Annotated in this window: 20 protein-coding genes; 5 read left to right on the top strand and 15 right to left on the bottom strand. The window is 68.8% G+C overall.

The window, feature by feature from the left end; all coding sequences use genetic code 11:
- Positions 1–8 precede the first annotated feature (8 nt).
- From CHC08_RS41370 to CHC08_RS41350, 5 genes are read right to left on the bottom strand one after another with little or no spacing between them, the layout of a single operon-like run.
- Positions 9–1,739, bottom strand: a complete 1,731-nt coding sequence (locus CHC08_RS41370) for a DUF885 domain-containing protein (RefSeq protein ID WP_089212854.1) — start codon at positions 1,737–1,739, stop codon at positions 9–11.
- Between the two features lie 30 nt (positions 1,740–1,769).
- Positions 1,770–2,963, bottom strand: coding sequence for a dipeptidase (locus CHC08_RS41365; protein WP_089212881.1), 1,194 nt, complete (start codon positions 2,961–2,963; stop codon positions 1,770–1,772).
- Entirely contained in the window at positions 2,963–4,339 is a 1,377-nt protein-coding gene (locus CHC08_RS41360) for a dipeptidase (RefSeq protein WP_218825738.1), read from the bottom strand. The genes CHC08_RS41365 and CHC08_RS41360 overlap by 1 nt, the downstream gene beginning before the upstream one ends.
- Positions 4,326–5,024, bottom strand: coding sequence for an SDR family NAD(P)-dependent oxidoreductase (locus CHC08_RS41355; protein WP_218825737.1), 699 nt, complete (start codon positions 5,022–5,024; stop codon positions 4,326–4,328). Before CHC08_RS41355 ends, CHC08_RS41360 begins: the two co-directional genes overlap by 14 nt.
- Positions 5,021–5,734, bottom strand: a complete 714-nt coding sequence (locus CHC08_RS41350; RefSeq protein ID WP_089212851.1) for a creatininase family protein — start codon at positions 5,732–5,734, stop codon at positions 5,021–5,023. Before CHC08_RS41350 ends, CHC08_RS41355 begins: the two co-directional genes overlap by 4 nt.
- A gap of 298 nt (positions 5,735–6,032) precedes the next feature.
- Between CHC08_RS41350 and CHC08_RS41345 the strand changes: the two genes are divergently transcribed.
- A complete protein-coding gene (locus tag CHC08_RS41345; protein ID WP_089212850.1) occupies positions 6,033–6,617 on the top strand; it encodes an Lrp/AsnC family transcriptional regulator in 585 nt (194 codons plus the stop codon).
- Between the two features lie 21 nt (positions 6,618–6,638).
- Here CHC08_RS41345 and CHC08_RS41340 read toward each other — a convergent pair whose 3' ends face one another.
- From CHC08_RS41340 to CHC08_RS41295, 10 genes are read right to left on the bottom strand one after another with little or no spacing between them, the layout of a single operon-like run.
- Positions 6,639–7,136 carry a MaoC family dehydratase gene (locus tag CHC08_RS41340; RefSeq protein WP_089212849.1) on the bottom strand — a complete coding sequence of 166 codons (498 nt, stop codon included), beginning with the start codon at positions 7,134–7,136 and terminating at the stop codon, positions 6,639–6,641.
- A gap of 1 nt (position 7,137) precedes the next feature.
- The gene (locus tag CHC08_RS41335) at positions 7,138–8,325 is read right to left on the bottom strand and encodes a CaiB/BaiF CoA transferase family protein (protein ID WP_089212848.1); all 1,188 of its coding nucleotides are present in this window, start codon (positions 8,323–8,325) and stop codon (positions 7,138–7,140) included.
- On the bottom strand, positions 8,322–9,581 hold the full coding sequence (locus CHC08_RS41330; protein WP_089212847.1) for a methylaspartate ammonia-lyase: 1,260 nt from the start codon (positions 9,579–9,581) through the stop codon (positions 8,322–8,324). Before CHC08_RS41330 ends, CHC08_RS41335 begins: the two co-directional genes overlap by 4 nt.
- A complete protein-coding gene (locus tag CHC08_RS41325; RefSeq protein WP_089212846.1) occupies positions 9,578–10,402 on the bottom strand; it encodes a M55 family metallopeptidase in 825 nt (274 codons plus the stop codon). The genes CHC08_RS41330 and CHC08_RS41325 overlap by 4 nt, the downstream gene beginning before the upstream one ends.
- The gene (locus CHC08_RS41320; RefSeq protein WP_089212845.1) at positions 10,399–11,346 is read right to left on the bottom strand and encodes a glycosylasparaginase; all 948 of its coding nucleotides are present in this window, start codon (positions 11,344–11,346) and stop codon (positions 10,399–10,401) included. Before CHC08_RS41320 ends, CHC08_RS41325 begins: the two co-directional genes overlap by 4 nt.
- The gene (locus CHC08_RS41315; protein WP_089212844.1) at positions 11,343–12,392 is read right to left on the bottom strand and encodes an oligopeptide/dipeptide ABC transporter ATP-binding protein; all 1,050 of its coding nucleotides are present in this window, start codon (positions 12,390–12,392) and stop codon (positions 11,343–11,345) included. The genes CHC08_RS41320 and CHC08_RS41315 overlap by 4 nt, the downstream gene beginning before the upstream one ends.
- Complete coding sequence (locus tag CHC08_RS41310) at positions 12,392–13,423, bottom strand: ABC transporter ATP-binding protein (RefSeq protein ID WP_218825736.1); 1,032 nt, start codon at positions 13,421–13,423, stop codon at positions 12,392–12,394. The genes CHC08_RS41315 and CHC08_RS41310 overlap by 1 nt, the downstream gene beginning before the upstream one ends.
- Positions 13,420–14,286, bottom strand: a complete 867-nt coding sequence (locus CHC08_RS41305) for an ABC transporter permease (RefSeq protein ID WP_089212843.1) — start codon at positions 14,284–14,286, stop codon at positions 13,420–13,422. The genes CHC08_RS41310 and CHC08_RS41305 overlap by 4 nt, the downstream gene beginning before the upstream one ends.
- On the bottom strand, positions 14,283–15,224 hold the full coding sequence (locus CHC08_RS41300; RefSeq protein ID WP_089212842.1) for an ABC transporter permease: 942 nt from the start codon (positions 15,222–15,224) through the stop codon (positions 14,283–14,285). The genes CHC08_RS41305 and CHC08_RS41300 overlap by 4 nt, the downstream gene beginning before the upstream one ends.
- Positions 15,225–15,264: 40 nt before the next feature.
- Positions 15,265–16,902 carry an ABC transporter substrate-binding protein gene (locus CHC08_RS41295; RefSeq protein WP_089212841.1) on the bottom strand — a complete coding sequence of 546 codons (1,638 nt, stop codon included), beginning with the start codon at positions 16,900–16,902 and terminating at the stop codon, positions 15,265–15,267.
- A gap of 267 nt (positions 16,903–17,169) precedes the next feature.
- Here CHC08_RS41295 and CHC08_RS41290 point away from each other — a divergent pair, with 267 nt between their 5' ends.
- From CHC08_RS41290 to CHC08_RS41275, 4 genes are all read left to right on the top strand, one after another.
- Positions 17,170–19,314, top strand: a complete 2,145-nt coding sequence (locus CHC08_RS41290; protein ID WP_089212840.1) for an amidase family protein — start codon at positions 17,170–17,172, stop codon at positions 19,312–19,314.
- 89 nt (positions 19,315–19,403) lie between these two features.
- Positions 19,404–20,447 (top strand): zinc-binding dehydrogenase, encoded by a 1,044-nt coding sequence (locus tag CHC08_RS41285; RefSeq protein ID WP_089212839.1) that lies wholly within the window; start codon positions 19,404–19,406, stop codon positions 20,445–20,447.
- Positions 20,448–20,484: 37 nt separating this feature from the next.
- Positions 20,485–21,357: an HpcH/HpaI aldolase/citrate lyase family protein gene (locus CHC08_RS41280; protein WP_089211794.1), complete on the top strand. Its 873-nt coding sequence runs from the start codon at positions 20,485–20,487 to the stop codon at positions 21,355–21,357.
- The coding region (locus tag CHC08_RS41275) for a CoA transferase (RefSeq protein ID WP_179282393.1) at positions 21,357–21,766 on the top strand (410 nt) is incomplete at its 3' end. The genes CHC08_RS41280 and CHC08_RS41275, both read left to right, overlap by 1 nt.

The raw sequence follows: 21,766 nt of genomic DNA, 5'->3' as shown, positions 1-21,766 counted from the left end.
GAGGGACGTCAGAGGGACGCGGTGTCGATCCAGCCGGTGACGATCTGGTCGAGGACGCCGAGCGGAACGGCGCCGTTGCCGAGAACCGCGCCGTGGAAGCCGCGGATGTCGAAGCGGGCACCGAGCCGGTCCTCGGCCACCGCGCGCAGGCGGCGGATCTCGCGGCGGCCGATCATGTACGCCAGCGCCTGACCGGGCCACGAGATGTAGCGGTCGATCTCATTGCGGACGTTGGCGCGCGTGGTCGCGGTGTTGTCCCACATGAACTCCATGGCCTGCTGCCGCGACCAGCCCAGGTGGTGCATGCCGGTGTCGACCACCAGGCGGCAGGCTCGCAGCGCGTCGAACGAGAGCATTCCCAACCGGGAGATGTCCGAGGTGTACAGCCCCATCTCGTCGGCCAGGCGTTCGCTGTACAGGCCCCAGCCCTCGACGTAGCCGCATACCTCGGCGTCGAGGAAGCGCCGGTAGTCCGGCAGATCCGTCAGCGTCTGCGCGGAGGCGATCTGGAGGTGATGGCCGGGCGTGCTCTCGTGGAAGGCCAGCGCCTCGTACTCGTAGACGAACCGCTCCTGCGGGTCGGTCGTGAGCACGCAGTGCGCGCCGGGACGGGACCCGTCGCCCGCCGGTGGCCGGTAGTGCGCGAGCGCCGCGTTGCCCGCCTCGATCGGGTTGATCTCCTCGATGACGCAGTCGGCGATGTCGTACGCGGGGAACCACTTGTCGCGGACCTCCTCCGCGCGGCGCAGCGCGTCGGCGACCGTGGCGACGATCTGCGAGCCGTCGCCGAACCGCAGCGAACGGTCGTCCCGCAGCCGGGACATGACCTCGGCCACGTCGCTCGTGCCGAGCGCCCGTCCGCCCAGCTCGGCCCACTCCTGCCGCAGGTCCGCGAGAGCGTCCAGGCCTATCTGGTGGATCTCCTCGGGGCTGAGATCGGTGGTGGTGTGCCGCCGTACCGCGTCGCGGTACCCTTCCTCGCCACCCGGGACGAACCGGACGCCGACCCGGTCATCGGCGCGGGCCACGGGCAGGAGTTCGTCCTCGATGCCGGCGAGCAGGCGCCGCAGGGCGGGACGGACGGACTCGGAGACGATGTCGGACGCGCGGGCCCTGACCCGGTCGTGGTCGACGTCTCCCGGTAGCCGCAGGCCGAGCAGGGTGTCGTCGGCCAGGCTCAGCGACAGGTGCCCGGTGAGCTGGTCCATCGCCTGGCCGACCCCGACGCGGGTCGGGATCCGCCCGTCCGCCTTGGCCTCCCGGTAACGGTCGAGGATCGCGTCGAGGAACGGGGGCAGGGCGGTCAGCCGCTGGATGTACTGCTCGACGGCCGCCGCGTCGGTGAGGGAGGCGGCCGGGAGTGACATGAACATCATCGCCTGCGGCGCGGAGTAGCCGTCGGCGGACGCTCCCGTCTCCCACAGCGCGTGCTCCAGGTCGGACCGCACGCCCCAGGCGAGGCGGCCGAGCACCGCGTGGTTGATCCGGTCGGCCGGGTTCAGGCCGTCGGGGTCGATGTCCCGGAGCCGCCGTTCGATGTCGGAGATCTTCGCGGCATCGGCCTGGGAGCCGGCCCGGCTGGGATCGGGCACCAGGCCGTCGAAGCCCGAGACGCCCAGCATCGTGGCGCTGAACGGGTCGGCCGTGTGCTTTACCTGGAAGAACTCCGCGCTGAGCCGGGCGAGCTGTTCGTTCGGCTCTGCGGTCGCCTGAGCCGAGCTCTGGTCGTCAACGGACATCGTTGTCCTCTTTCTTGTCGCAACTCATCACTAGGCCCAGATCTGCTCGAGTGCCCGCAGGATGTTGCCGCCCAGCACGGCGGCGATCTCGCTGTCGGAGAACCCTTCCCGCACCAGCCATCCGCAGATGTTGGCGAAGTTCTCGGTCGGGTTCTCCAGCCCGTCCACGTACTCCACCTTGTCGAAGGAGGGACCCCCGGGGGCGGCGGCCCCCACCTTGAGCAGGTGCCCGAAGACGGTGTGCAGGCCGACGTGATCGCCGTAGAGGGTGTCGGGTCCGAACGCGACGTGCTCGATGCCGACCAGGTCCAGGCAGTACCGGAAGTGGTCCATCACCGACAGGATGGTGTGCCGGGGATGGGCGTGGGACAGCGTCGTGTGCGGCGCCGCGGACATTCCGATCACCCCGCCCGTTTCGGCCACCGCGCGCAGGACGTCGTCGGACTTCATCCGCGGGGTGTCCCAGACCGCACGCGCTCCGGCGTGCGTCATGAAGACGGGGCGCTCGCTGACGGAGCAGGTGTCGATGCCGGTCCGGTCGGAGGAGTGCGAGATGTCGACGGCCAGGCCCAGCTGGTTCATCCGGGCGACCGCCCGCCTGCCGAAGTCGGTCAGGCCGCCGTCGACGGTCTCGTTCAGGCCGCTGCCGAGCGCGTTCGCGTCGGAGTAGGCGATGCCGATCTGCCGCAGGCCGAGGCCGTACAGCACGTCGAGCCGGTCGATCTCGTTCTCGATCGGCGTCGCGGCCTCCAGGCCGAACAGCAGCCCCACCTTGCCCGCCCGGTGGGCGTCGTGGATGTCGGCCAGCGTCCGGATCACGACGACGTCGCTCTGGTGCGCGATGTCGGCCTGCCGCATGCCGAGGTCGGTGATGATGTCCAGCCACCGCCACGGCGCGTTGCCGGTGACGCAGGCGGTGCCGTCCATCATGTTGTCGAACACCACGGTCATGCCGGAGGCGGCGAGCCCGGCGAACGCCGTGTGCTGGCGTCCCGTCCGGTTGTACTCCGGGGTCTGCCGCATGTCGTCGGGGAACCGCACCGGGTGGTCGTGCAGGCTGACGACGATGTTGTCGCGCAGCAGCCGCTCCGCCCGCGACCGATCCTCCGCGCCGAGCCCGTCGGCGTACGGCGGAACACGGTCGAACTCCGGGGCCAGCTCGAAAACGGGAAGGTCGACGCCCGGGGTGAGGTAACCGTAGGACCGGTACGGCTCGCCGGTCATCACGCGGCCCCGCCGCCGCGGACCGGAGCCAGCCGGTGCGGTCCGTCGGCGAGCAGCCGCCACAGCTGTTCCCAGGCGCGCATGCCCTCGCGCAGGCGGGAGATGCGCATGAACTCGTTCGGCGCGTGCAGGTTCTCGTCCGCCGTGGAGAAGGAGAAGAAGAGCGTCTTGGCGCCCAGCACCTCCTCGAACAGCGCCGTGGCCGGCAGCGTCCCGGCGATGACCGCCAGCAGGACGTCCTGGCCCGGGTAGACATGTTCGAGCGCCGCGCTCGCCGCCCGGATCGCCGGGTGGTCGGCGGGGATCGTGTACGCGGGCACGCCGGCCTCGTCGGGGCGCACCGCGACGCGGACGCCGGGGATCTTCTGCGCGAGCACGTGGTCGGTGATCGCCGCCAGGACCCGTTCCGGGCGCTGGCCCGGTACCAGCCGGCAGGAGATGTGACCGGTCGCGATGTGCGGGATGACGGTGTACTTGCCGCCGGCCCGGAGCCCGTTGATCTCGAGCGTGGGACGCTCCCACAGCCGTTCCAGCGTGCTGTAGCCGGCTTCGCCGAAGACCTCGTCGAGGCCGAGGCCCTCCCGGTAGCGGTCCTCGTCGAAGGGCACCGCCGCGATGTCGGCACGGCGCTCGTCGCTCAGCTCGGGTATCCCGTCGTAGAAGCCGTCGGCCGCGACCCGCCCGTCGGCCGTGTGCAGTCCGGCCAGGATCTCGCTCAGGGCGTGCACGGGGTTGGCCACCGTGCCGCCGAACCGTCCGGAGTGCAGGTCCGCGTCCGCTCCGGTGACCTCGATGTCCAGGGTCACCAGGCCCTTGGAGGCGATCGACAGCGACGGCTCGCTCGGGCGCCACATCGCTCCGTCGGCGGAGATCACCAGGTCGGCCGCGAGTTCGTCCGCGTGCTCACGCACGTAGGCCGGAAGGTGGGGGCTGCCGATCTCCTCCTCTCCTTCGAGGAGGAACTTGATGTTCAACGGCAGCGCGCCCTCCTGCTCGATGAACGCCTGCGCCACCTTGAGCACGATGAAGACCGGGCCCTTGTCGTCGGTGACCCCGCGTCCACGGATCACGTCGCCGTCGACGACGAGCTCGAAGGGCGGAGTGTGCCACTCGGCGAGGTCTCCCGTCGGCTGCACGTCGTAATGGCCGTAGACGAGGATGGTGGGAGCGCCGGGCGCCCCGAGCCACTCGCCCCGTACCAGCGGGTGACCCTCCGTCGCGACGACACGGGCGCCCGCGAAGGACAGCTGGGCCGCGAGCCATTCGGCGGCGGACCGCATGGTTTCCTCGGTCGCGTCCCGGCTCACGCTGGGCACCGCGACGTAACCGGCGAGCTCTTCGAGATACTCGGCGTCGGTCGAATTAAAAGAGAGCATGTCCGCCATCAATCGAGAGAGTCTGACCGGTGATCCAGGACGAGGCCTCGGAGACGAAGAACCGGACACCGTGGGCGATGTCCTCGGCCGCGCCGAGCCGGCGTACCGCGATGCCCTCGACGAGCTCGGCCTGGCCCTGCTCGCCGTAGCTCTCCCACTGCTTGATGGTCGAGGGGTTGGACAGTACGAACCCCGGCGCGATGCAGTTGACCGTGACGCCGAACCGGCCCAGCTCGTGAGCCATCTGGCGGGTGAAGCCGATCTGCCCGGCCTTCGAGCTGGCGTAGGCCTGGATGCCGGTGAGGCTGACGCTGCGGCCCGCGCCGGACGAGATGTTGACGATGCGGCCCGAGCCTCGCCGTTTCATGCCCGGCACCGCCGCCCTGGTGCACAGGAAGGTGCTGGTCAGGTTGGCCGCGACCACGGCGGCCCAGCCCTCGTCGGTGATCTCCTCGATCGGGTGGTGCACCTGGCCGACGACGCCGCCCGCGTTGTTGACCAGGACGTCGACGTCACCGATCTCGGCGAAGAAGGCGTTGACCGCGGACGAGTCGGTCACGTCCACGGTGTCCTTGTCGACGCCGTGCACCCGGATCCCGTCCGCCTCGAGTGCGGCCGCGATGGCCGCCCCGATCCCGTGTGCCGTGCCGGTGACCACGGCGGTCCTGCCGTTACCTGTTGTCACTGGTCGAGCCATCCCTTCTCGAGCAGCTCGCGGACCTCGGCCACGCCGGCGTCCCAGACGATCTGCATGTCTTCATCACTGCGTTGGTAGGCCCCGCCCAGGCTTCCGTCTGGAGAGAGCTCCTTCATCTCCCGCGCGGTCACGTCGTTCGCCATCGACCGCGGGATGACCGGTGCGCTGCCACTGGGGATCTCGACTCCGGCGACCCTGGTCCAGGCGAAGTTCTCCAGCCAGGAGCCGTGGAACTGGTCGTCGTCGAACCGGGAGGCGGCCTCCGCCGTCTTCGGCGCGTTGTACCAGCTGTGGAACAGGACCTGCACCCGGTGCTCCCGCGGCCGGCAGACCCATTCGCGGATGAGGCCGGCGATGGGTGAGTTCCCCCCGTGGCCGTTGACCACCGCGATGCGCCGGAATCCCTGGGAGGCCAGGCCGTCCAGCAGGTCGCGCATCACCTCGATGTAGGTGCTGATCCGCAGGCTCATGCTGCCCGGGTACTCGGTGAAGTACGGCGCCATGCCGAACGGCAGGACCGGCAGGACCGGCACGCCGAGTGGCTCCGCCGCCTCCACCGACACCCGCTCGGCCAGCAGCGCGTCCGTTCCCAGCGAGAGGTACGCGTGCTGCTCCGTCGAGCCGATCGGAAGCACGATGCGATCGTCGCGTTCGAGATAGTCGGCGATCTGCATCCAGTTGCTGTCGAAGACCCGCACCGGCCCTCACGCTCCGTTCTGGTGATTCACGCACCGTCCGCGTCGGCGGCGCGCTAAGTGAAACCCAACTCGACCCACGAAATAGTCATCCGTAAGGAGATCCGAGCCAATACTATCCATTCGCCCGCTAATTGCCAGTCCGTACCTCTTTGTTGTATTTGATCACTCAACCGTCACCCTGCGAACGGTCCTCACCCAGGGCAGCCGACCGAGGACTTTTGCACTGTGGTGTTCCCCATATGGGTGACTTCGGGTTGAAGTACGCTTTCGACGCATCCGGCCCGGTAGCCTTCCCACCATGCCCCCACGCCGCCGCGCCGCCACACCCAACTCCTCGACCGCTCCGCTGCGAGATCTGGCCATGCCGGCGCAGTCGCCGCCGGTCCCGCTCGACGACGTGGACAGGCAGATACTCGTGTTGCTCAGCAAGGACTCCCGGCGCTCCCAACGGGCGCTGGCCCGTGAGCTGGGGATGTCCGCCCCCGCGGTCGGAGAGCGCATCGCACGCCTGGAACGCCTCGGGGTGATCCGTGGGTACGGCGTCCACCTGGACTGGAGCGCGGCGGGTTTCCCCATGACGGTGTATCTGACGATCACCGCCGTTCAGGGCTACCAGCAGAGGGACCTCGTCGACAAGCTCGCCCTCATCCCCGAGTTGGAGGGGCTCGACATCGTCACCGGCGCGATCGACCTGCTCGCCCGGCTCCGGGTCCGTGATCACCTGCATCTGCGGCAGCTGCTCATGGAACGCATCTGGCAGATCGAGGGCGTGCAACGTACCGAGACGTCGCTGAGCCTGGTGGAGATCGGGCCGAAGAACCTGGTGGCCGAGTTGCTGTCGGACCACTCCGGCGACCTGGCCCGAGAGGGCGACCCGGCCTGAGAGGTCCGGACCGACCGGCGGTCATCCGCCGGTCATCGGTCCCTGTACGGGTCCGAAGCCTCGCCGGTAGACCATCACCGTCCGGCTGAAGGTGATGACGACCGTCCCGTCCTGATTGGTGCCCGTGGTCCGCACGGTGACGATTCCGACCTCCGGCCGGGAACGCGACTCCCTGAGCGTGAGCACCTCGGACGACGAGTAGACCGTGTCGCCCTCGAACAGGGGGTTCGGCAGTCGCACCTCGTCCCAGCCCAGGTTCGCCATCACGTTGTAGGAGACGTCGTTGACGGACTGCCCGGTCACGAGCGCGATTGTGAAGGCGGAGTTGACGAGCGGCCGCCCGAACTCGGTCTGCGCCGCGTAGTGCGCGTCGAAGTGGACCCGGGCGGTGTTCTGCGTGAGCAGGGTGAACCAGATGTTGTCCGCCTGCGTGACCGTGCGCCCGAGCCCGTGCCGGTACACGTCACCGACCTCGAAGTCCTCGAAGTAACGGCCCTGCCATCCCTCGCGTACGGTCATCTCAACCCTCCCCCTCACGCAGCCGCTTGATGCGCTCCGCGTCGTAACCGAGCACCTCGGTGAGGACGTAGTCGGCGTCCTCGTCGCGTCGGGGACCGCGTCTGTAACTGCGCTCGTCCGAACCCACCCGCAGCGGGCTCGCCACCTGCCGCACGGTTCCGAAATAGGGATGTTCGGTCTCGACGACCATGCCCCGGGCGATCGTGTGCGGGTCCCGCAGGGCCTGCGCCACGGTGTTCACGGGCCCGCACGGCACCCCGGCCGCCCGGAGGAGGCCCAGCCAGTGCTCGCTCGTGCCGGAGGCGAACACCGCCTCCAGCTCGGCCAGCAGGGTCGCGGCGTTCTCCCTGCGGGCGGCGAAGTCGCGGTATCGGGGGTCGTCCGGCCACTCCGGATGCCCGAGCGTCTCGGCGAGCCGCCGGAAGAACTTCTCCTTCGGGCAGGCCACCACCAGCCAGCCGTCCCCCGTGGGGAAGGCCTGGAAGGGAACGAGCGACGGGTGAGCCGAATGGCGGGTCCGCTTGGGCTCGAAGTCGCCGTTGAGCTGCCAGGCGGCCGGATAGGTCAGCATCGAGATCGCCGTGTCGAACAGGCTGATGTCGCAGTCGGCGCCGACACCGTCGCGCCGCGCGGCGTGCAGTGCGGCCAGAATCGACGCCGCCGCCACCAGCCCGCCCGAATAGTCCACCAGTGAGAGGCCGGATTTTGTGGGCGGTCCACCGGGCTCGCCGGTGATGTCCATCCAGCCGGCCATGCCCTGCAGCACGTAGTCGTATCCGGGCTCCGCGCTGCGCGGCCCCGTCATCCCGAAGCCGCTGAGCGAGCTGCACACGATCGCGGGGTTGAGGTGTTTGAGGTCGTCGTAGCGGATCCTCAGCTTGGCGGGGACGTCCCCCCGCAGGTTTGAGTGCACCACGTCGCTGACCCTCACCAGGTCCTCGAACACGGCACGACCCTCCGGGGTGGAGATGTCGAGGCCGAGGCTCCGCTTGTTGCGGTTGAACGTCTCGAAGAACAGGCTGTCCTCGCCGTGCTGTTCGGGAACCACGTAACGCCCGACGTCCCCGCCTGTCGAGGGATCCTCGATCTTGATGACCTCGGCGCCGAGGTCCGCCAGGTGCACGCTGCCGAACGGCCCGGCACCATACTGCTCGATCGCGATGATCCGGACATCCGACAACGGCGTCACGGCAGCACCATCTCCCTGGGCCGGCGTGCCGCCGCGATCGCCGCCACCCGTGCCATCTCGTTCCCCACGATCATCAGTCCTTCGTCCACTCCCATGCCGGGCTTGGCGAGCACCTGCCCGGCCGCGCACGCCATGGCCACGTTGGCGCTGACCTGCGCCGAGCGGTCCGTCTCGTTACATGTTCCTCCGCAGTACGCGACGAGACCCCGGTCGCGGACCAGCAGCAGCGCCTCGATGATGTTGTTGACCCCGCCGAGGTCCGGCGTCTTGACGTGGATCACGTCGGCGGCGCCCCGGTCGACGAACATCTCGATGTCCTCAAGGGTGTTGCACCACTCGTCGACGGCGATCTTCACCCGCGAGCCCGTCCGCCGGAGGGCGGTCCGCAGGCGCACGTAGGTCTCGATCTGGGCCTCCCGGCCCCCGGCGTCGATCGGATGCTCGACGACCAGCTCGTACAGGCCGGCGATCTCTCCGAGACGGGCGAGGTAACCGGCGACCGCGTCGACGTCACCGCCGAAGGCCCGCCCCACGGTGCCGTAGGTGTCGAAATGCAGCCTGGGGACGTACGCGCTGTCAGGGCGCAGCTGACCGATCCTGGCCACCAGCCACCGCAGATAGTCCTCGAGAAGCTCTCCCCGGTCTCCCAGCTTGGCGTCGTTGTTGAACAGGCCGTGCGGAAGCACGTCCACCTGTTTGAGGATCATCTTCTCCGCGTTGCCGTACCGGTCGTCGCCGGTCTGCGCGAACATCGGCACCGGCTTGAGGTCCACCCCGGTCGAGTATTCGTCCCGCACGACCTCGGCCATCGTGAGCCGCCGGCTCTGCGCGACCGCGTCGAGCACCGCCTGGGTCACGCCGTACCGGATGGCCGTGTGCAGCGGGCCGGAGGCGCCATGGCAGGCGTCCACCCGCCCGGCCAGCTCGCGGAACGAGCCGAGTTCGGCGCCGACCAGCAACGGCGTCAGGTATTCCTCGACGTCGCGGCGAGCCGCCTCCGCGCTGAAAAGCGGGTCGCGACCACCGGCGCCGCTGTACTGCACCGCGGCGCAGTCACCGTAGGCGACAGAGCCGTCTTCGAGCAGCAGCATCACCGACAACGCCTCACCGGCCTGCCGGATCGCCGAGAAACCCGGAGTGACGGGACTGCCCGCGTAGGCGAACCCGTCGTGTTCGGCACCTGCCCTGATCGCCGCCTGGTCGTCGGCGAAGAATCCGGTGCGAACCGGTTGGGTGAGAACTTCAATGATTTTCATTCGACAAGACCTCGGCACAGCAGGACGACGGTGATGAATGTCTGATAGATCCGCAGCGGATCGTCGCCGGTGATGGTGGCCGACAGGTCACCCGTTCGCTCGACCCCGGCGACCCTGCATGCCAGCTCGCAGTAGTCGCTGCTGCGGAAGGAGATGCCCAGGGTGGCGGGGAGGCTGACAGCCGTCTGCCTCGCGCTGGAGAGGTCCTCGATGGCGGATCGGGCCTGCTCACGGATCAGGTCCCTGGCCGCCGCCGGGTGCAACGACTCCGCGGAGAACCGGGAGACCGACCTCTTCACGACCGCGGCCTTGATGCCCGGGCAGAACCGCTCGGTCTCCTCGGCGGTCGTCGCGTCGCCGGTGACCAGCACGATCGGCACCTGGTAGGCGGCGGACACCAGGGAGTTGATGCCGGCCTCACCCGCGACGACGCCGTTGACGGTGACCTCGGCGAACGCGAGCGGGAAGTAGGTGTGCGACAGAACCGAGCCCTTGCTGCCCATCGAGCCGTGATAGGACACCAGGAAGATCGCGTCGAAGCTCGCGTCGAGCCCCTGCATCATGTACATCGGCTTGTACCGGCCGGACAGATAACCGGCCCGCCCGGCGAGCGCGTCCGGCTTCAGGTTGGCCATCTTCGAATGCGCGTCGTTGACCAGGAACTCGGTGGCGCCGGCCTGCATCGCGCCTTCGATGGCGGCGTTGATCTCACCGGTCAGCAGCTCGGTGTAGTACGGGTACTGCGACCCGCCGATGACGCACTGGTCCCAGTCGACGACGCCGGCGGTGCCCTCCATGTCGGAGGAGATGTAGACCTTCACAGCATGCTCCTCGGATGGAACTCGGGCTCGGTCGAGGACTCGGTCATCACCACGTAGACGGAACCGCTCTGGCCCGCCGCCGCGCCGTGCCGCCCGTCCGGGGTGAGGGCCAGGCAGCGCAGTTCGGCGCGGTATTCGTCCGGCAGGGTCGCCGCGTCGGTCAGCATCGCCAGGCACGCCTCGGCGGGGTCGAGCCCGCGTGCCAGGTCGGCGACGATGCCGCGGGCTCCGAGGGCGCGCATGCTCAGCTCCCCGCGGCCGGTGCAGGCCGCGCCTCCGTAACGCACGTCGGCGTAGTTGCCCGCGCCGGGAAGAGCCGAGTCCCCCACCCTTCCCGGATACTTCCAGGGATAGCCGCTGGTGGACACGCCCACGACCAGTTCGCCCGAGGCGTCCAGGGCCAGGATGTTGATGGTCCCCCACGGCCCGTCGTGCGGGGCGAAGTGGTTGACCAGGTCCAGCGCGGTCTTCCTGTACAGCTCGTCACCGGCCTGGGCCGCGGTCCGCTCGCCCTCGACGGACTCGTCCGACGGTTGCAGGGCCGCCAGGAACAGCTTCCTGGACTCCTCCGTCAGCAGTTCCGCCCGTTCGAAACCGTTCTCCTCGGCGAACAACTCGGCTCCCGGGCCGACGAGCAGGTTGTGCTGCGGCAGTCGTTCCAGCACGGCCCGCGCGATCGAGATGGGATTGGGAAAACCCTTCACCGCTCCCACCGCGCCGAAGGCCCTGCTCGAACCGATCATCAGCGACGCGTCGAGCTCCACCACGCCCTGCGCGTTCGGCAGTCCGCCGGTCCCGACGTAGTGGTCGTCCAGGTTGTCCTCGCACCGTCGTAACCCCGCCTCGACGGCGTCCAGGGCGGAACCCCCGCGGGCGAGGATCTCCATCGCCGCGGGAAGACCCGCCTCGCTACGCTCGCTGCCGATGACGATGGCGCCGCTCACGCGACCACTCCTTTGCGTTCGGCCACGTGGACGCAGGCGGCCGACCGGCCGCTGTCACGTGGATCGACTATCAGGGACGGCTCGACGGCGCACGCGGCGACGACGGCCGGACAACGGTCCGCGTAGCGGCACGGGCTGGTTCCGCCGCGTGCCGCCGACCCGATGATCTCCGCCAGCATCGGGTTCTCGCCGGCCGCTTCGACGCCGCTCTCGGCGGCCACCGCATCCGGCTCGACGACGTCGCCGGCTTCGGCGAGCCGCGGGACCGAGCTGATGAGCAGCTTGGTGTACGGATGGACGGGGTCGTCGAAAAGGGTCTCGGTCTCACCGGTCTCGACGATGCGGCCCCGGTACATCACCGCGGTCCGGTCGCTGATCTGCCGCACGACCGCCATGTTGTGCGAGACGAAGATGACCGACAGGTGGAGTCTTTCCTGGAGATCGGTGAGCAGATTGATGATGTTGGCCTGCACCGAGACGTCGAGCGCCGACACCGGTTCGTCGGCGATCAGCACCGTCGGCTCGAGCGCCAGCGCGCGGGCGATGCCCACCCGCTGGCGCTGCCCGCCGGAGAACTGCCGCGGCCGCTGCTTCAGGGCCCGCTCGGGCAGGCCGACCAGGTCCATCAGCTCCCGGTTGCGCTCGCCCACCTTGTTCCGCGGGACCAGTTTGTGGAACCGGAGCAGCTCCGACAGCGTCTGCTCGACGGTCATCCGGGGGTTGAGCGAGCTGAACGGATCCTGGAACACCATCTGTATGGCGAGCCGCTGGGCACGTGTCCGCTTCGCCTGCACGAGCTCGCCGTCATAGCGGATCGCGCCGGCGGTGAGACCGTACAGACCGACGATGGAGCGCGCCAGCGTGGACTTGCCACAGCCCGACTCGCCGACCAGCCCGAGCGTCTCCCCCTTGTGCAGGACGAGGTCCACGCCGTCGACGGCGCGGTTCACCACCGGCTTCTTGCCGAAGAGCCGGTCGGTGACCGACACGGGAGGGGTGAAGTGCCGGGCCAGGCCTTCGACCGTGAGGATCTCGTTTCCCGCCATCACTGCTGACCCACCGTTTCCTCCGAGACCATCGCGGTCCACCGCTCCGCGGTGTCGACGCGCAGGCAGGCGCTCTTGCGGATCACCGTACCCGGCGCCGATCCGACGGGTTCCAGCACCGGTTCCTCCTGGCGGCAGCGCTCTTCCGCGAACGGGCACCGGGCGGCGAAGGAACATCCGACGATGGCGTCGGTGAGGTCGGGCGGTTGCCCGTGGATCGTCAGCAGCCGGGCGACACGATGCCCCGGATCGGGCACCGACCGCAGCAACGAGAACGTGTACGGGTGCTTGGGCGCGGTGATCAGGTCGAGCAGGGTGCCCGACTCCACGACCTTGCCGGCGTACATGACGTAGAGCCGCGAACAGGTCTGACTGACCACGGCGAGGTCATGACTCACCAGCAGAAGCCCGACGTTCTCATCCTGCTTGAGCCGGCGCAGCACGCCGAGGACCTGAGCCTGGATCGTCACGTCGAGCGCGGTGGTCGGCTCGTCGGCGAGGATCAGCCGCGGCTTGGTCGACAGCGCGATCGCGATGCAGATTCGCTGGCGCATCCCGCCGGACAGTTCGTGGGGATACAGCTGGTAACGGCGCTCGGGATCGGGGATGCCGACCTCCGTCATGAGGTCGATCGCCACGGCCTTCGCCTCGCTGCGCGACTTGCCCAGCTTGCGCAGGGGCGCCTCGGCGATCTGGTCGCCGACGCGCATGACCGGGTTCAGCGCCGTCAGGGCGTCCTGGAAGACCATGCCCATCGTGTCGGTCAACCGGCGGTGCAGCTGCTTGGCCGGCAACCCGGTGACGTCCTCGCCGTCGATGAGCACCGATCCGGAGACGATCCTGGCCGGACGCGGCAGCAGTCCGAGCAGCGCGCGCAGCGTCAGGCTTTTGCCCGAGCCCGATTCACCCACCAGCCCGACCGACTCCGCGACGCCGACCGAGAGCGACACCCCGCGGACCGCGTGCAACCGTCCATGCGGCATCGGGATGTCCACGTGCAGGTCGCGGACCTCTAGCAATGGCGCCGTCATTTGTTCGCCTTCTCCACGATGCCGTCCGCGATCAGCGCCAGTGCCAGACCGGTCAGAACGACCGCCAGGCCGGGAATCGTGGACATGTACCACTTATCCAAGATGAACTGCTGACCTTCCTGGATCATCGTTCCCCAGTCGGGGGTGGGCGGCGGCACCCCGAGGCCGAGGAAGCCCAAGGTCACGATCGCCAGCAGGGTCAGCACGATGTCGCTCATCGAGAAGACGAACGCCTGCAGGACGACGTTGGGCAGGAGGTGCCGCAGCAGGATCCGCCAGGTCGGCAGGCCGCTGGCCCTGGCCGCCATCGCGTACTCCTGCTCCTTGGCGATCAGCACCTGGCCGCGCACGATGCGGCAGTACGCCACCCAGCCGACCAGCGTGATCGCCGTGTAGATGCTCGTCGTACCGGGGCCCATCGCGAACACCAGCGCGATCACCAGCACCAGGAAGGGGAAGGCGATCACCATGTCGACGATGCGGCTGATGACGGCGTCGACCCACCCGCCGAACCAACCCGCGATCAGGCCGAGCAGGCTGCCGATCACGAACGGTGAGATGACCGCCAGCACGCCGACCCTGAGGTCGACGCGCGCGCCGTAGAGCAACCTGGAGAACACGTCGCGCCCGAACGCGTCGGTGCCGAGAAGGTGGCCCTTCGCGCCGGGTGCGAGAAACGCGTCCGTGAGGTTCTGCTTGATCGGGTCGTAGCTCGTCAGCAGGGGCGCGCAGACCGCGCACAGCACGATGAGGGCGAACAGCGTCAGCCCCGCCACCAGGGGAACGTTCCACCGCCCGCGTCTGCGCCGGGGCGTGCCGGTGACCGCCGGCAGAGCGGGACCGATACTCGTCGCCGCGCTCATGTGAGCTTGACCCGGGGGTCGAGAGCGGCGTGCGTCACGTCGGTCAACAGGTTCACGACCACCACCATGATCGCGAAAGTAAGCGTGATTCCCTGCACGGTGGGGAAATCCCTTCCGAGAATGGAATTGATCATCTGCTGTCCGATGCCGGGCAGCGAGAAGACGCGTTCGACCACGAGCGTCGATCCGGTGAGATAGGCGATGTTCACGCCGAGCACCGTGACCGACGAGACCGCGGCGTTGCGCAGGGCATGGCCGAGCACCACCCGTGAGGTGCTGATCCCCTTGGCACGAGCCGTCACGATGTAGTCGCTGCTCAGCACGTCGATCATGCTGGCCCGCAGGCTGCGGATCAGGATCGGCGAGAGGGTCAGGGCGATCGTGATACCCGGCAGCACGATCCCGCGCAGATGGTCGGCGATGCTGACGCCGTATCCGGCGACCGGGAACCAGCCCAGTTTCAGCCCGAAGACCAGGATCAGCATGATGCCGAGCCAGAACGCCGGCAGTCCCAGTCCCACGACCGGCACCGCACGGATGATGTTGTCGGCGATCCCGTTGCGCCGTGCCGCGGCCAGGACGGCCAGCGGCACGGCGATCAGGAGCGTGAAGACGGTGCCCGCCACCAGCAGCCAGATCGTCACCGGCAGGCTGACCTTGATCAGATCCACGGTCGGGCTGTTGTACACGTAGGAGTAACCGAGGTTGCCCTGCAGCAGGTGGCCGAGAAACGTCAGGTACTGCTTCCACACCGGCTCGGTGAGCCCCAGCTGGGTGCGCAGTTCGTTGATCGCAGCCGGAGTGGCGTGCGACCCGAGCAACGTGGCCGCCGGATCCCCTGGTATCAGGCGGATGAGGAAGAACACGATGAACGAGATCCCCAGCAAAACGGGGATCAGGGACACCAGCCGTTTGAGAATGTAGACCAGATACTTCATCGACTCTGCCGTTCCATGGATTCGGTCGCCGTTCTCCGGATCAGAGCGAGACGTCTTCCATGTGGTAGGAGCCGGTGGGCAGGACCTTGAAGCCCTTCACGCTGCTGCTGCTCGCGTACGGGAACGGCGTGTAGAACAGGAACGCCATGAACGCGGACTCGGCGGCCTTCACCTGGAGCTGGCTGTACAGCGCCTGGCGCTTGGTCTTGTCGAACTCCTTCTGCGCCTGGTGCACCAGCTCGATGATCTCCTTGTCGTCGAACCCGGTGTTGAAGGAGTGCCCGCCCGTCGTCGGGTCGAGCGCGAACTGCGCCAGCTCGTCGGGGTCGGCGAGGTCCATCGTCCAGTACGAGTGCGCGATCTCGAACTGCAGCTTGCCCGTCAGGTCGTGCTGCGCGCTCGGGTCCACGTTCTGGATGTCCATGGTGATGCCGAGCTCTTTCAGGGACGCCTGCAGGATCTGCGCGATCGACGCGTCCACCGCGTCGCCGGACATGGCCAGCCAGGTGGTCTTGAAGCCCTGCGGCACGCTCGACTGGGCCAGCTCTTCCTTGGCCTTGGCCATGTCGTACTGCAGGCCCGGCGCGTCCTTGTCGTAGTACGGCGTGGACGGCATCATGAACGAGTTCGCCACGGTGCCGTTGCCGAACAGGACGCTCTTGACCAGCGACTCCCGGTCGATGGCGTAGGAGATGGCGCGGCGCACGTGGATGTCGTCGAACGGCTTCTTGGTGTTGTTCATCATGATGTAGTCCGTCCTGGTGGACGGGAACAGGTCGACCTTCAGGTTCGGCGTGCTCTTGAGCTGGGTGAGGCTGGAGAACGGCGGAGCCTCGTTGATGTGCGCCTGCCCGCCCTGCAGCTGGATCGCGCGGGCGTTGCTGTCCGCGACCACCTTCCAGGTGACCGAGTCCAGGTACGGCTTGCCCGCCTGCCAGTAGGACGGGTTCTTCTTCAGGGTGAGGGCGCTGCCCTTCTGCCAGGTGCCCCACACGAACGGGCCGGTCGCGATCGGGGCGGCGTAGAACTCGTCCTTGGTCTTGCCCGCGTAGTCCTTGGGGATGATGCCGTTGTTCGGGCAGCTCAGGTCGGCCAGCAGCGGCGCCCACGGATACTTGGTGGTCACCACGACGGTGTAGTCGTCCGGCGTGGTCACCTCCTTGATCGCGGAGTTGATGAACTCCCATCCGCCCTTGGTCTTGCTCGACTCGTCGATGGAGAACTTCACGTCGGCCGAAGTCATCGGCTGGCCGTTGTGGAACTTCACGTCTTTCCTGAGCTTCAGCGTGCAGGAGAGGTTGTCCGCCGACATCTCGTAGCTCTCCGCGAGCCAGGGCTTCACCCCCTGGCCGTCGTCCGTCATGGCCACCAGCGGCTCGTACATCTGGTTGTAGACCCAGATCGAGCCGTTGCTGAACACCGTCGTCTTGTCCATGTTCACCGCGTCGTGGTCGCGGACGATGACGAGGTCGCCTCCCTTCTTGGCCGCCCCGCCCGAGGAGGCGGCCTGCGTGGAGGTCGAGTCGGCCCCGCAGGCGGCCAGCAGCGGCGCGACGGAGAAGGCTCCCACGCCGAGGGCGCTCAGCTGGAGCAGCCGGCGTCTGCTGATCGCGGGGACCCTGATGCCGTCGGGGATGCGGGAGGCCGGGTTCAACGCGTCATGGCTCTGGTCAGACATGCCTATCCTTCATGGGTTTCGCGGTCGTGCTCTGTAGGTCAGACGGTTCGGAGAGGCCCGAGGGGATCCGCTCAGAAGCGCGGATCGGTCCGGCTGTGACGCATTCGAGCATCGCTACGTTTCGCAAAGGTTACGTGCAGATAAGCTGTCATACGTAAGGTCGCCGTCCCGAGTTCACCAGCAGATGCAGACTAGAGCATTCAAATCGGTTCAGGTAGTGTCCGACGGCAAAGCTACCCAAGCGCTACCAAACCAGGCGGATCTCTCATGCAATTGACCATCATCGGTGCGGGCGCGATCGGCGGAACGATCGGCGCGCATCTGATCCGCGCCGGACACGACGTGCTGTTCTGCGACGCCGACCCGGCACACGTCGAGGCGATCAACCGAGAAGGACTGACCATCGAGGGGCCGGTCGAGAACTTCACCGTGGCCGCGCGAGCGGTCACACCCGAGGATCTGCCGGACCGCCTGGACCGTGTCGCGATCGCCGTCAAGAGCCATCACACCGCCCAGGCCGCCGAAATCGTCCGTGATCGGCTGGCCCCCGACGGCTACCTGGTCAGCTTCCAGAACGGCCTGACCGCCGACACGCTCTCGGCCGCGGTCGGCGCTGATCGGCTCCTCGTGAGCTTCGTGAACTTCGGCGCGGACGTGCTGGCCCCCGGGCGCATCATGCAGGGCAACATCGGCACGTTCCGCGTCGGCGAGTCGACCGGCAACGAGATCACACCGCGAGTGCGCGAACTCGTCGAGGCCCTCCCCTACGCCGTGGCCACCGACAACATCATGGGATTCCTCTGGGGCAAGGAGGCCTACGGCGCGATGCTCTACGCCGGCGCGGTCTCCGACCTGTCGATCGCCGACTCCCTGGAGGCGCCGGAGTGGCGTCCTCTCATGCTCGGCATCGCCAGGGAGGTGCTGGCACAGTCGCCGGTGAAGCCGGAGGGATTCGACGGGTTCGAACCCGACGACCTCGAAGGCTCGCTCGCCCGGCTGGTCACCTTCAACCGGAACAGCGCCAAGTCCCACAGCGGCATCTACCGCGACCTGATGGTCCGCAAGCGCAAGACCGAGGTCGACGACCTGCTGAACGATCTCGCAGGCCCGCTGACGACGTACACGGGCGAGCTCATCAAGGCGATCGAGCGGGGTGAGCGCACCTGCGAGGTGGCCAACCTGGAGCTTCTCGCCGCCTACGAGCGATCCGAACGACTCGGCCGACCGCTGAACGCCGTGGTCACGCTGTTCCACGCGCCCCTGCGCGCGCCCGACGGCCCGCTGCACGGTGTGCAGATCGCGGTCAAGGACCTGATCGACATCGCCGGCCACCCGCGCGGCAACGGCAATCCCCAGGCGATGCGCGCCGAACCGGCCGCGGCCGACGCCCCGATCATCGCGACGCTGCGCGCCACCGGGGCGGACGTCTTCGCGGCCACCTCGCTGCTCGAGTACGCGGCCGGCGCGACCCACCCGGACGTGCCCGAGGCGATGAACCCCTACAACCCCAAGCGGACCGCCGGCGGGTCCAGCGGCGGCTCGGCCGCCCTGGTCGGCGTCGGCGCCTGCGCGGTCGCCCTGGGCACGGACACCGGCGGCTCGATCCGGCTCCCGGCGCATTACTGCGCCACCGTCGGGTTCAAGCCGAGCTACGGCGCGCTGCCCCTGGACGGTGTCGAGGCACTCGCGCCGACGCTTGATCATGTGGGCCTCCTCGCCCGCGATGTCCAGGTCACGACCGAGGTCTTCTCGGCTCTGACGGGCGCCGTGCCGGAGACCGCGAGCCGTACGGCGCTGCGGATCGGTGTCATCCCCGGCCAGCTCGAACGCGCCGAGGTCGAGCCGGACGTGGCGACCGCGGTGCGCGACGCGATCGGCGTTCTGCGCGACGCCGGCTGTTCGATCGTCGAGGTCGACGGCTCCGCCTTCGGCGAGCTGGAGGAGACGTTCTCCGACATCCTGCTGTTCGAGGCCTGGCAGGTCCACGGCGAGCGGGCGACGGCCGACCCCGGCCACTACGGCCCGGAGACCCTGCGGCTGGTGCGCTCCGCCTCCGAGGTGAGCGAGGCCGACTACCGCAGGGCCCTTGCCGCACGGGAGCGGCTGCTGCCCGCCGCGGCCGAGGTCTACGCCGGGATCGACGTCCTGCTGACTCCCGCCGCGCCCTTCGTCGCGCCGGTCACCACGCCTCCGGTCGACACCCCGGAGGGCGCCGCGGAGGGACTGTTCACCGGCATCCAGAACCTCACCGGAGCGCCGGCGCTGGTGCTGCCCTGCGGCTGGAGCGCGGACGGCCTTCCGATCGGGCTTCAGCTGTCGTCCCCGCTCGGCACCGACATGGGACTGCTCGCCGCGGCCCGGTACGTGGAGTCGACGCTGAGCGTCGAGGTCCGCACCCCCGCCGTGCACTGACCCCTCTCCACCCGCCTCGCACCCCCCTCCTTACCCCCCGAAACTCCCCCCGAACGACCCGAACCACCCGAACGAAGGCGATCTTCTCCATGCGTGCCGCTCTCTACCTGTCCGCCGGAAACGTCATCGTCGACGACGTGCCCGACGCCTCCCTGTCCCAGCCCACCGATGCCGTGGTGCGGGTTCTCCGTTCCTGCGTCTGCGGTTCGGACCTCTGGTCCTATCGCGGGATCATCAACCGCGCGGAGCGATCCCGGCTGGGCCACGAGTTCATCGGCCTCGTCGAGGAAGTCGGCAGCGAGGTCAGCACCCTCCGGGTCGGCGATCTTGTCGTCGCGCCGTTCATGTGGTCCGACAACACCTGCCCGGCCTGCGTGGACGGGATCCAGAGCTCATGCAGCAACGGCGGCACCTTCGGCGCGGTGGGCACCGACGGCGGCCAGGGCGAAGCCGTGCGGGTTCCCCAGGCCGACGGAACCCTCGTGGCCGTACCGGGCGGCATGAGCGGTGTCGACGAGTCGCTGTACGCCGCGCTTCTGGCCACCTCCGACGTGATGGCCACCGGGCTGCACGGAGCCGTTCTGGCCGGCGTCACCGAGGGTTCGGCGGTGGCCGTCATCGGCGACGGGGCGGTCGGACTGTGCGCGGTGCTGGGGGCGAAGGCCATCCTCGGCGCCGAGCGGATCTTCCTGATGAGCCGGCACGAGGACCGCGCCGCGATCGGCAGGTCCTTCGGAGCGACGGATGTCATCGCCGAGCGAGGCGACGAGGGCATCGCGGCCGTCCGCGAAAGGACCGGCGGCCTGGGCGTACGCCATGTGGTGGAAGCGGTCGGCACTCCGGAGTCCTGGGCGATGGCGGTCGGCATGGCCCGCGAGGGAGGCTCGATCGGCGCGGTCGGCATCCCCCACACGGCGCCGAATCTGCCGTTGTTCCAGCCGCTCAGCCACCACCTGAGCCTGAATCTCGGGATCGCCCCCGTACGTCGTTACCTCCCCGACCTGGTCTCGCGGATCATGGCAGGGACGCTCGACCCCGGCTCGGTCTTCGACACCGAGCTTCCGCTCGCCGACGTGGCTCAGGGTTATGCCGCGATGGCGGCCCGAGAGTCGATCAAAGTCATGCTCAAGTGAATGATCATTTGAGGAGCCGGCAGGGTAACCCCTCGAAATGAGCGAAAATGTTGATGCCCGCCCGTCCGTGACGGTGGATATACCCGCAGCTCGCTCCTGGCTGTTTGTCCCCGGTGACCGCGGCGACCGATTCGCCAAGGCCGCCGCGAGCGGCGCCGACGTCGTGATCTGCGACCTGGAGGACGCCGTCGCCGTGAACGCCAAGGAGCCGGCCCGCGCCGAGGTCACGCGCTGGCTCGGCGCGGGCGGGGTCGCGTGCGTGCGGATCAACGCCCAGAACACGCCGTTCCACGACGCCGACGTCTCCGCGCTGTCCGGGGTGCCGGGCCCGCGCGCCGTCATGCTGCCCAAGGCCGAGGACCCGCGGGCCCTGAGCCAGCTGAGCGACGCCCTGGGCCCGGACACGGTCGTGATCGCGCTGGTCGAGACGGCGCTGGGCCTGCACCGCGCCTATGACCTGGCCTCAGCACCCGGCGTGGCTCGCCTGGCCTTCGGCTCGATCGACTTCGCTCTCGACCTCGGCGCCTCCGAAACCCCGACCTCGATGCTGTTCGCGCGTTCCTGCCTGGTGGTGGCCTCGCGCGCGGCGCGCGTGGCCGCTCCGATCGACGGTGTCACCGTCGCCCTGGACGACCTTTCCGTCGTCGAGGCGGAGGCGGCCACCGCGGCCGGCCTGGGCTTCGGAGGCAAACTATGCGTCCACCCGCGCCAGGTGAGCGCCGTCAACGCCGCGTTCAGCCCCAGCCAGGAGCAGGTGCGCCGCGCCCGGCAGATCCTGGACAGCGTCACCGGCGGCGGCGCGGGACGGCTGGACGGGCAGATGATCGACCGGCCGGTTGTGGAACGCGCCCGGCTGGTCCTGCGACGGGCCGGTGTGGAGCCCACCCCCGACGACCGAAGGAGGTCTTGATGCTCCCGTTGCAGGGCATCACCGTCATCGCGCTGGAACAGGCCGTGGCGGCCCCGTTCGCCACCCGCCAGCTGGCCGACCTCGGCGCACGCGTGATCAAGATCGAGCGTACGGGCGGCGGGGACTTCGCCCGTGGCTACGACGAGACGGTCAAGGGCATGTCGAGCTACTTCGTGTGGCTCAACCGGGGCAAGGAGAGCATCACCCTCGACATCAAGGACCCCGCAGACCGCGCGGTCCTGGACGCGATGCTCGCGCGGGCGGATGTGTTCGTGCAGAACCTCCTGCCGGGGGCGGTGCAGCGGCTGGGCCTGGATGAGGAGAGCCTGCGCGCCAAGCATCCGCGGCTGATCACCTGCTCGATCTCCGGCTACGGCTCGAAGGGCCCCTACCGCGGCAAGAAGGCCTA

Source organism: Streptosporangium subroseum, assembly GCF_900188345.1.
Classification (GTDB): Bacteria; Actinomycetota; Actinomycetes; order Streptosporangiales; family Streptosporangiaceae; genus Streptosporangium; species Streptosporangium subroseum.
This window is presented reverse-complemented; position numbering and strand designations above follow the sequence as displayed.

Bases quoted from the DNA above. Each gene is read 5' to 3' on its own strand.
- CHC08_RS41370 (WP_089212854.1), bottom strand. From the start codon at position 1,739: ATGTCCGTTGACGACCAGAGCTCGGCTCAGGCGACCGCAGAGCCGAAC.
- CHC08_RS41365 (WP_089212881.1), bottom strand. From the start codon at position 2,963: ATGACCGGCGAGCCGTACCGGTCCTACGGTTACCTCACCCCGGGCGTC.
- CHC08_RS41360 (WP_218825738.1), bottom strand. From the start codon at position 4,339: ATGCTCTCTTTTAATTCGACCGACGCCGAGTATCTCGAAGAGCTCGCC.
- CHC08_RS41345 (WP_089212850.1), top strand. From the start codon at position 6,033: ATGCCCCCACGCCGCCGCGCCGCCACACCCAACTCCTCGACCGCTCCG.
- CHC08_RS41340 (WP_089212849.1), bottom strand. From the start codon at position 7,136: ATGACCGTACGCGAGGGATGGCAGGGCCGTTACTTCGAGGACTTCGAG.
- CHC08_RS41330 (WP_089212847.1), bottom strand. From the start codon at position 9,581: ATGAAAATCATTGAAGTTCTCACCCAACCGGTTCGCACCGGATTCTTC.
- CHC08_RS41315 (WP_089212844.1), bottom strand. From the start codon at position 12,392: ATGGCGGGAAACGAGATCCTCACGGTCGAAGGCCTGGCCCGGCACTTC.
- CHC08_RS41310 (WP_218825736.1), bottom strand. From the start codon at position 13,423: ATGACGGCGCCATTGCTAGAGGTCCGCGACCTGCACGTGGACATCCCG.
- CHC08_RS41305 (WP_089212843.1), bottom strand. From the start codon at position 14,286: ATGAGCGCGGCGACGAGTATCGGTCCCGCTCTGCCGGCGGTCACCGGC.
- CHC08_RS41300 (WP_089212842.1), bottom strand. From the start codon at position 15,224: ATGAAGTATCTGGTCTACATTCTCAAACGGCTGGTGTCCCTGATCCCC.
- CHC08_RS41295 (WP_089212841.1), bottom strand. From the start codon at position 16,902: ATGTCTGACCAGAGCCATGACGCGTTGAACCCGGCCTCCCGCATCCCC.
- CHC08_RS41290 (WP_089212840.1), top strand. From the start codon at position 17,170: ATGCAATTGACCATCATCGGTGCGGGCGCGATCGGCGGAACGATCGGC.
- CHC08_RS41285 (WP_089212839.1), top strand. From the start codon at position 19,404: ATGCGTGCCGCTCTCTACCTGTCCGCCGGAAACGTCATCGTCGACGAC.
- CHC08_RS41280 (WP_089211794.1), top strand. From the start codon at position 20,485: ATGAGCGAAAATGTTGATGCCCGCCCGTCCGTGACGGTGGATATACCC.